The following is an 8,490-nucleotide window of genomic DNA, read 5'->3' as shown; positions in this document are numbered from 1 at the left end:
AACCGACCCCGTTCACCTGGACCAAAACAGCCGAAGAAATCCTCGACTCACTCGCCCGCTTCTGCCAACGGATCTCCGGCGCGGGACACTAGTGGCGCGTAGGGGGGTCGGCCGCTTGAACGACGTTTCGAAGCCGGCGTTGCGCCCCCACACCAGCTCGCCGGCGCGATTTCGCGTACGGCGCTGTGGGGTGGGGTGCTCCTTGGAGGCCAACGTGGAGCGCAGGTGGCCGTAGAGGTCGTCCATCGTGAGCCACATGCCCGCCTCAGGGACCCCCTGCTCCATCGTGCTCAGGAGTTCGCCGGTGAATGCGGTGTACGGCTCCTCAGGCGGATCGAGGGCGAGGCCAGTTTCAGGGGCGGCCGCCATGAGGAAGCTGCCATCGATCCACGCCTGGTCAGCCAACGTGCCGGGCCCCGACATACTTCCCAGAGCCCGCCCGCTGAAACAGCAGTCGAGAATGATCACATGACGCTGTGCCCGGCCTTCGCTGATTGCTTCACGTAACCATGAGTAGGGCACGGCCCTGCGCCCCTGCCCCATGCGTGAGCCGGGAAGTCCTAGGTGCAGTTCTTGCTTCCGGTCCAACAGCCCGTGTCCTGCGTAGTAGACCAGCAGCGTGTCACGAGCACTCTTGGCGGCCGCGCTCACGGGTTCCAGCATCTCGTCCAACGAGTCAGGCTCAGCCACCACGGTGCAGTGCTCGGCTGCGAGGCCCCAGCCGAAGGGGCCGCAGATGGCTTCTGAAAGCGCGGGCAAGTTGTCAGCCACTCCAGGTAGATCTTCAAGGTGCGAGTAGCGGCTGACCCCCACCAATACAGCCCGGGACTGAGAAGGGTCGGGTTTCGCCGTCACGATTGTCCGCCACCGGGTTGATTCGGCGCCGGCGCGAGCTCTTCGAGAGAGGTGATGGCCCTCTCGATCTCCGCTGGCGATGCGTCCGTAATGGTGATCTCTAGATCGTCGCGTCGGATCGTGATGCGAGGTGTACGCGCTCGCGTCTGGCGCCATGCCGCCAGGGCCATTACGAACGATGCGGCACTCCAGCCGTTCTCCGTCACCAATTGCACGGCGTCGAGCCAGCCCCCCATGGCGCCACTTTGCGTAGGTCGCTCAAGAAGGGAGACCTCGGCTGTGGTTCGTACGGCCAAGTCATCGGTCAGCCAGCCAGAGAGCGACTGTAATGCCTCGTCTCGGTCGTGCTCATCGACGCGTACTTCGATGTGTGTCATGCGTGGCCCCTCGCTCTCGCACGGTCGGCACCATCGTTCCTCAACTTCCCAGCTGACTCGACATGATTGCGACAACTTGCCACCGCAGCCGTATGCCTCAGGGCCTGCGGATCCAGTCGCTCAGGCCACCAGTCGATACCGCCTCCCGATCGCCTTCCGAGCCTTCTCAATGGCGCCCGAAACGCGGTGCACATACCGACGAAGGGTGAAGGCCGGATCCTCGTGGCCGAGAAGGTCGGCGAGTGTATAGACGTCGACGCCTTCGCTGATCGCCTCGGAGGCGAACAAGTGCCGCAGAGCGTGCATCATCTTGTCGCGGCACTCCTCCCACTTGCGGCCCTTGCCAACAGGCTTGTCGTTGAGGGCTTCTATCGCGCCGATCGCCTCCAGGGCGCCCTTCCAGAGGTAGTTGAAGTAGTTCTTGTTCAGCGGCTTGCGCTCCCGCGTGGTGAACACCAGGCGCACGGTCACCGGCTCACCGTCCTTGGCCAGCCACGGCAGAGTCACGTCGACCGGCGGGTGCTTGCGCATGTGTTCCGTGAGCAGCACGGCCAACTCGTCGTCGACCGGCACGAAGCGGTCCTTGGGGTCGTCCTCCGTGCCACCCTTCGGCGGGGCGAAGGCCAGCGTGCCGCGGTCGTGGGTGATCTGGCGGCGGATGTGAGCGACCTTGTCCTTCTGTAGCCAATGCACGTCCTCGGGGCTGAAGCCGAAGATCTCGCCCTGCCGCATGCCGAGCCCTCGGCCACAGTCGACTGTGGCTTGGTAGCGGTCGGGCAGGTGCTCGCGCATCGCGTCGGTCTGTTCCCAGGACAGCGGCACGTCCTTCGCTGCCTTCTTGGTGCGCCTCGGCTTCACGCGCTTCACCGACCCCGTCTCGCAAGGGTTCTTGGCGATCAGATCGTCGTCCACGGCCATGGCCAGGATCGACGACAGGTGCGTGAAGACCAGCCCGACGGTCGTCTCGTCCAACACCTGCAGTCGGCGCTTGATCCAGGTCTGCACGGTGGACGCCTTGAGCTGGCGCAGCTTGAGCGAGCCCAGTGGCCCGATGATGTGGTTGCGGACGCGGGATTCGTACTGGGCGGTGCCGCACAGATACGCGCGTGCGCCCGTGGTGGCGGCCAGATCCGCCAGCCGCTGAGACCGGCCGGCGCGCGTGGGCAAGGCACTGCTGGTGAGGATCTGGCCCCGCCAACCGAGCACGTCGAGCAACGCGCGGGTGGAGGCGGTGGCGACCGTCGCAGTGCGTCCGGTGTCGAAGGTGTCCCAGACCGGCTGGAGGGCACGATCGACGGCAGGCCAGTGGGGACTGCTCCCGTACTGCTGGCGAAGGACCGACGCGGCCCGCCGGCGGGCGACAGCGGGATCGACGATGACGGTGTCCCTGATGAGCGTCGGGCGGCCGGACGGCCGGTGGGTGGGGATCGTCAGCCACCGGCACCGATCGGCGTCGTCGAGTGCGCCGAGGCGGGCGCGGTGCTGGTAGTCGCGGCGGGTGAACTGCACGTCGTCCAGAACGATCCAGTAGTCCGCCGCGAACAGCTTGGCCAGCGTCGACAGCCGGGGCAGGAAGTTGGGCTGGTGGATGGCGCACAGGCCACCCGGAGCGGGGAGTTCAGGAAGCGATGAGGCGACTGGTGAAGCCGTCGCGGATGAGGGACTCGTACGCGGCATGCACGTCCTCCGGGACCTCCTGCTCGATGGCGAACCCGAGCTTCGGATACTCGATCACCCGCTGGAGGTCGCCGACGAGCATGTCCACCACGAGCTTCTCGTCGCCGATGGACTTGAGGTAGTCGTCGAACTCCAGCGGTTCCGAGGCGCACACGATCTCGACCTCGGGCCACAGCTTGCGGGCGGTCGCGTACGACCGTCGTTCCATGTACGGCTTGGACACCAGCAGCACCGTGTTCGGGGTGATGCCGGCAGCGGCCAGGACCTCCCGGGAGAGCGTGATGTTCTGCCCGGTGTTGGCGGCGTTGGGCTCCAGCAGGATCGCGGCGGCGGGGACGTCGAGGTCGATGGCGTGCTCGCGAAAGTGCACCGCTTCGCCGCGCGGGAAGACCTTGGCGGTGGTGGGGCTGTTGCCGCCGGTGAAGACCAGCGTGGGGAAGAGACCTGCGTGGTAGAGCTCGGCGGTGCGGGCGGCGACACCCAGGTCGTGGCTGCCCAGGCCGATCGCGACGTCGGTGGGGCGGGCGTCGTGGTGCATCTGGTGGTAGGCCCAGATCAACGTGGCCTGGTGCCATTGGTCTTCGGTGATGGCCTGCTCGTTGTCACTCACGCGTTCGTCTCCCTGGTCACCGTTGCCGGGGCCCGGCCGGCCCCTCGCTGCTGGCCTTCACGCTCTCGATACTGCGCAGTTGGTGCACGAGTCCGTACTGCGCGGCCGTCTGTGCGGCCTGGTCGAGGACGAGGAGTCCATCATCCCGGGTCGCCGTGTCGGAGAGCAGGATGTGGCCGTGAGCGGTGTCCAGCCGTACGCGTTGCATCGGGGAGTCGACACTTCCGCTGCCGCGGGCGATATCGATGAAGTGCAGGGCCTGGGTGATGTCGCCGACGCCCCGGCGGGCGAGGGCGAGCTTCTGGTGGGCCACCGACCAGTCGTCGGGTTCGGTGAGGTCTTCGAACTCGCGGGTGGCGGCCTGCATGACGCGGCTCGCGTAGTCGTGGTTTCCGTCCTTGCTCAGCGCGGTGCCCACCCACAGGCGGGCACGGGCGCGATCGCGGCGGGAGAGGCGATCGTCGACGGCGAGGGTCTCGTATGTACGGGCTGACGACTCCAGGTCACCGGACATCTCCGCGATGACCGCCAGCGACAGGTCGAGCTGAGCGACGCGGCGAGGGATGTCCAGCTGAGTGAATATCGAGCGGGCGCCCGCGTAGGAGTGATGGGCGGACAGCGGACCGAGGACCGCGCCCTGGTCGCGCTTGAGGTCGCCGAGGAGCGCGGTGGAGCGGGCGTAGAGGTACAGGCCCTTGTCGTCGAGCTCGGTGGCCGTGAAGCGGTTCAGCCATCGGCCCAGCAGGCTGTCGGCGAAGGTGAAGTTCTGCCGGGACAGGGCGACGACGGTGCGGTCCAGGTCATCCGTCCACGACTCGTACTCCCAGGCTCTGGGGCCGGAAACCGTCACCCGGCGACCGGCCGCCACCTGCGCGGGGCCGGCCATCTCCGACAGGAGCGTCTCGAACCGGAGGTGTACAGCGGCATCTGCGCGGCCGAGCGCCGTGTCCAGGATGGCCTGGGTGTCGGGTCTCGGCTCGGTCGCGGACAGGAGCTTTTCCCACTTGGAGACGGTCGCGACGGCGAGACCGAGACGCTCCGCGAAGCCACGCACACTCATGCGCAAGGCGAGCCGCAGGGCTCTGGCCTCCAGGCCGGTCCAGTGGTGCACGGTCGCCACGCGTCGCTCCCTTCCATCGGCCATGGAAGCAGACGCCTACAGCGGGTGGGGCGGAAGTAGAGCGCAAGTAGAACAGCCGGTGATTCCCGGAAAGTCGGCCGGCCGCCACGCTCGGATGACCACCACTTCCCCGAGCCCCTTGGACGGTCACAAACATGGAACCCCTCACGGAGCACCGACCGGTCAACGGGCCCGTCGTGTACGGACTTCTGCGGCTGGTCAGGGTCTCCGCAGCCCGGCAGGAAGCACTGCGCGCCTCATTGGTCGAGTATTGCCGATCCCATGAACTGCAACTCTCAGGTGTCTTCACGGACCGGCACTCGACGTCCGAGCCCGAGTCCGCGGCGTTCACCGGCTTGCTGGACGTGCTGGTCCTCCCTGATGTCTACGGTGTCGTCGCTCCGACCCTGTCCCACCTGGGGCCGAAAGCCATGGCCGCCGCACGCACGCGCCACATCGAGAGGACCGGGGCGCGTCTGCTGCTGGCCCGCCGCACCCACACCGCGCCGCGCCCGACCGGGCTCTGCCGCGTGCCCTCGCATCACCGTCACCCGGGATCCGCCCGCGTCTTGGACGCCGAGTCATGAGGAACATGATGACCGAGTCGATCCAACAGTTCTTCGACGCCCGACCCCAATCAGTCCGGCATGCAAGGGAGTTCACCGCCCGCACGCTGGACGTCTGGGGCTTGCGGACCCGCACCGAGGACATCCGGCTGTGCGTGTCCGAACTCGCGACGAACGCCGTCGTCCACGGCACCACCCCCGGGCACGGCTTCCTCGTCCGACTCGACTCCGACGACGGCGTCGTACGCCTGGAAGTACACGACAGCAGCCGCCAACAGCCCGTCGTACGTGAACCGGCCACCACCGATCTCTCCGGGCGGGGCCTGACACTGGTGGCCGCGCTCTCGGACGATTGGGGAGTCGAGGATCGCCCCGCAACCGGAAAGATCGTCTGGTCCTGCTTCAAAACGGTGAGTACGTGAGGGGCGACCGCATGAGCACCGTTCTCTCCCCAGCCAGCCCCGAACTCCGACTGCTGGTCTCACTCGCCGCCTGGACCTGGCCGGGCACGGGCCCCGATGGCCAGGAGGTCGCCCACGTCCTGATCACTCACAGCCCGGCCTTCGTCGGCCCCGGCACGGCCGACGAGGCCGAGACCCGCATCCGGCGTCTTGCCGACAGCCTCGGCGGGCTCGGCAGGGCCATGGACGCGATCCCGGATGCCGGCCGATGCCTGCAGATCGTCAGCGGCCAGGTGCTGCTGAACTTCCCAGGCGCCTCCTGCCGGTTGTGGCTGCCGACCCGCCCCGACTGGACGGAACTGGTCGCCCGCACTGGCGAGGCCGTGCTCCTCCTCGGCCTCACCCCACTGCCGCAGTCGGCTCACGCTGCCCGGATCGACGCCTACCTGGACACCGCTCTCGCCGCCGACCGACTGCTGTTCGGCCGCGCCCGCACCCGCTGACCCATGTTCCGGCCCCGCACGACGATGAAGGGACGCCCAGTGACCCAATCGGCCACCGGCAACCAGCCCGAAGCCCTTAAGCCCGCCCTCGAATCCATGACCCTGCTGGTCGCGGCCGTCATCGTCCACGACAAGGCCACCAACCGCGTCGTTCTGTTGCAGCGCAGCGAGAACGCCAAGTTCGGCCAGGGCAGGTGGGACCTGCCGGTCGGCAAGAGCGAGCCGGGGGAGCCGATCACGCAGACCGCAGTGCGGGAGCTGTACGAGGAGACCGGCCTGGTTGTGAAGTCGGAGGCGCTGAAGGTCACCCACATCATCCACGGGGCGTGGGGAGTTGAGGCCCCGAACGGGTTCCTGACTGTCGTGTTCGCAGCCCATGAGTGGTCTGGCGAGCCGGAGAACCGGGAGCCTCGGAAGCATGCTCAAGTGCGATGGGTCGATACCGACGCCATCCCTGAGGAGTTCGTCGATACGACCGACAGCGCGCTGCATCGCTACTTGGAGGGCGGCCCGGAGGTATCCCTCGACGGCTGGAAGTGACAGTGCCGACGCAGGGGTGCCGCGCCCCAGGCGGTCTTCTCGTTCTTAACCCCACCTTGCATCAGCCCCGGTGACGTCGGGGGAAGGCGTCGCCGACCGGCCAGTGCTTGGGCAGGCCGAGGGCGGTGTAGATGGGGTCATGCGGTGGCCGGTGTTCGACGTGGACATTAACCAGCTGTGCAGTTGCCCAGGTAGGTAGGACGGGGGACGGGAGTGAGCTGGGATCGGGGCTCTGCCAGAGGGCGGGAGTGTTCTTCGTCCAGGTCCAGGGTGCTGGGTTGTCGACGATGAGCACGCCGCTGACCCGGCCATGGGCATGGTCGTACGTGGCAGTCCAGTACCCGTCGGGGCGTCGGCCGAAGGTCGGTGTGCTGGCTTGGACGTACTCGACCGAGGTCCCGTACAGCGCGGTCGCGGTGTCCTCGTCTTCGGGAAACAGGGCCGCATGGCCAACCGCCACGATGAACGGCAGCTCCAGGTCGCCGTACTTCCCGCCCTTCTTCTTGACAGCGTCGAGCACCCGATCCGGCTCATCGCCAAACCAACTCATCGCAGGGTGAATACCGATCGTCCGGCTCGTTGGATCGCCTCGCCGGGCGGGGCTGCGGGGGATCGCTTCGAATGTGAGGAACCAGCCGGCCTCCTGCCAGGTGTGCTTGGGCAGTGGCAGCTTGCACTCGTACTCGGCGATGACTCGGTCAGGGTCCAGGCTGGCGAGCCACCGTGTCAGGCCGGTCTTCAGCCGCTTCTGCGGCGGCGTCGCGGACCCGGCCCTGTCCACCTTGTATGACACGAAGAAGTTGGGGCTCGGCACTCCATCGATTGCATCTGCCAACTGAGGCGGAAGCGGATTGGGCACAGTGTCGCCCAGCCGCTGGGCAGTCCAGATTGCCTCGACGACGAATTGGTCGCCTCCACGGGCGACCAAGAAGTCAGGGTTCTTGCCGCGGGTACCGATGCCAGGCTCGATCTTCACGGTGCAACCGGACCCCAGCAGCATTTCGTGCAGGTACAACTCCCACAGTGCGGAGTAGACGTTTGTGTCGGAGTTCCGGTCCAGCAGCCGACTGCGCAGACCGGACTGAGCGCAGTCAGGGAAGTGTGACCACCATTCGTTGATCACGTCCCGCACCTGATCCCAGAACGGGCCGGCGACCCTCTCGAAGAATTCCGACGCCGGCTCTGCCGCTCGCTGCGGCGACGCATCCGTCCGATTGCGGCCCGCGTATACGACCATGACCAACGATCGTAGGTCTCCTCGCCGACAACTCCCATACAGTTTCCGCGGTGAGTGGGCCGCAGGGATCAAGTGGGGCGGTCATCAGGACGCTTCCATGCTTCGCGGCCTACTTCAGTAGCCGGTCTGACATAGAGCAGGTGTTACCCGTTCCGCCAGTCCACGTCGTGGCCCGTCGGGGAAAACTATTGACTGCGAGCGCATGGCAAACGTGTGAGAGCAATTCTTGGCTACGTCTCCTTGTCCACCAGAGTGAGCACCGACCGCCCCTCAGCTTGGGAGATGATCTTTCCTCGGAGGGTCGCCGAGGCTGCGCGGCACCACCCCACCCCCAGCCTCTGATCATCGAAGATTCGTACCTGCCCCGGCAAGGATCACATCTGAACCTCATTCGGGACGAAGTCTCGTGGGCTCAGACAGCCGGGGAATCGATGGTGCGGGTCAGCTCTCCGTCATGCGTGAGCAGACGTAGCCCCACAGGCTGTCTTGCGTCGGAACCAGCCATTCAGCACTAGTGTCCCGCGCCGGAGATCCGTTGGCAGAAGCGGGCGAGTGAGTCGAGGATTTCTTCGGCTGTTTTGGTCCAGGTGAACGGGGTCGGTTT

9 protein-coding genes and 2 pseudogenes are annotated in these 8,490 nt (G+C 66.7%); 4 read left to right on the top strand and 7 right to left on the bottom strand.

The annotated features are described in order from the left end of the window. Nucleotides 1-12 precede the first annotated feature (12 nt). The 6 genes and pseudogenes from ACIREE_RS42320 to ACIREE_RS42295 form a co-directional block, all read right to left on the bottom strand. Nucleotides 13-813 carry a caspase domain-containing protein gene (locus ACIREE_RS42320; protein WP_404164895.1) on the bottom strand — a complete coding sequence of 267 codons (801 nt, stop codon included), beginning with the start codon at nt 811-813 and terminating at the stop codon, nt 13-15. A gap of 38 nt (nt 814-851) precedes the next feature. Next, nucleotides 852-1,232 carry a hypothetical protein gene (locus ACIREE_RS42315; RefSeq protein WP_404164892.1) on the bottom strand — a complete coding sequence of 127 codons (381 nt, stop codon included), beginning with the start codon at nt 1,230-1,232 and terminating at the stop codon, nt 852-854. A gap of 120 nt (nt 1,233-1,352) precedes the next feature. Further along, a pseudogene (locus ACIREE_RS42310) lies at nt 1,353-1,991 on the bottom strand (tyrosine-type recombinase/integrase); the annotation flags it as partial. Between the two features lie 327 nt (nt 1,992-2,318). Further along, a pseudogene (locus ACIREE_RS42305) lies at nt 2,319-2,804 on the bottom strand (WbqC family protein); the annotation flags it as partial. 46 nt (nt 2,805-2,850) lie between these two features. Then, complete coding sequence (locus ACIREE_RS42300) at nt 2,851-3,519, bottom strand: YdcF family protein (protein WP_404164890.1); 669 nt, start codon at nt 3,517-3,519, stop codon at nt 2,851-2,853. Between the two features lie 16 nt (nt 3,520-3,535). Then, nucleotides 3,536-4,639, bottom strand: coding sequence for a helix-turn-helix domain-containing protein (locus ACIREE_RS42295; protein ID WP_404164888.1), 1,104 nt, complete (start codon nt 4,637-4,639; stop codon nt 3,536-3,538). A gap of 155 nt (nt 4,640-4,794) precedes the next feature. Between ACIREE_RS42295 and ACIREE_RS42290 the strand changes: the two genes are divergently transcribed. Genes ACIREE_RS42290 through ACIREE_RS42275 form a run of 4 tightly spaced genes read left to right on the top strand, consistent with a single transcriptional unit; the run spans nt 4,795 to nt 6,649 of the window. Then, a complete protein-coding gene (locus ACIREE_RS42290) occupies nt 4,795-5,226 on the top strand; it encodes a hypothetical protein (protein WP_404164886.1) in 432 nt (143 codons plus the stop codon). Between the two features lie 8 nt (nt 5,227-5,234). Beyond that, nucleotides 5,235-5,627 (top strand): ATP-binding protein, encoded by a 393-nt coding sequence (locus ACIREE_RS42285; protein ID WP_404164894.1) that lies wholly within the window; start codon nt 5,235-5,237, stop codon nt 5,625-5,627. Between the two features lie 11 nt (nt 5,628-5,638). After that, nucleotides 5,639-6,109, top strand: coding sequence for a hypothetical protein (locus ACIREE_RS42280; protein WP_404164884.1), 471 nt, complete (start codon nt 5,639-5,641; stop codon nt 6,107-6,109). Between the two features lie 3 nt (nt 6,110-6,112). Then, a complete protein-coding gene (locus ACIREE_RS42275) occupies nt 6,113-6,649 on the top strand; it encodes an NUDIX domain-containing protein (RefSeq protein WP_404164883.1) in 537 nt (178 codons plus the stop codon). Between the two features lie 61 nt (nt 6,650-6,710). On the opposite strand, the gene ACIREE_RS42270 is transcribed toward ACIREE_RS42275, so the two are convergent. Then, complete coding sequence (locus ACIREE_RS42270) at nt 6,711-7,886, bottom strand: hypothetical protein (RefSeq protein WP_404164882.1); 1,176 nt, start codon at nt 7,884-7,886, stop codon at nt 6,711-6,713. Nucleotides 7,887-8,490 lie beyond the last annotated feature (604 nt).

Origin of the sequence: Streptomyces sp. NPDC102467 (genome assembly GCF_044765445.1) — a bacterium.
In the GTDB taxonomy this organism is placed as follows: domain Bacteria; phylum Actinomycetota; class Actinomycetes; order Streptomycetales; family Streptomycetaceae; genus Streptomyces.
This window is presented reverse-complemented; position numbering and strand designations above follow the sequence as displayed.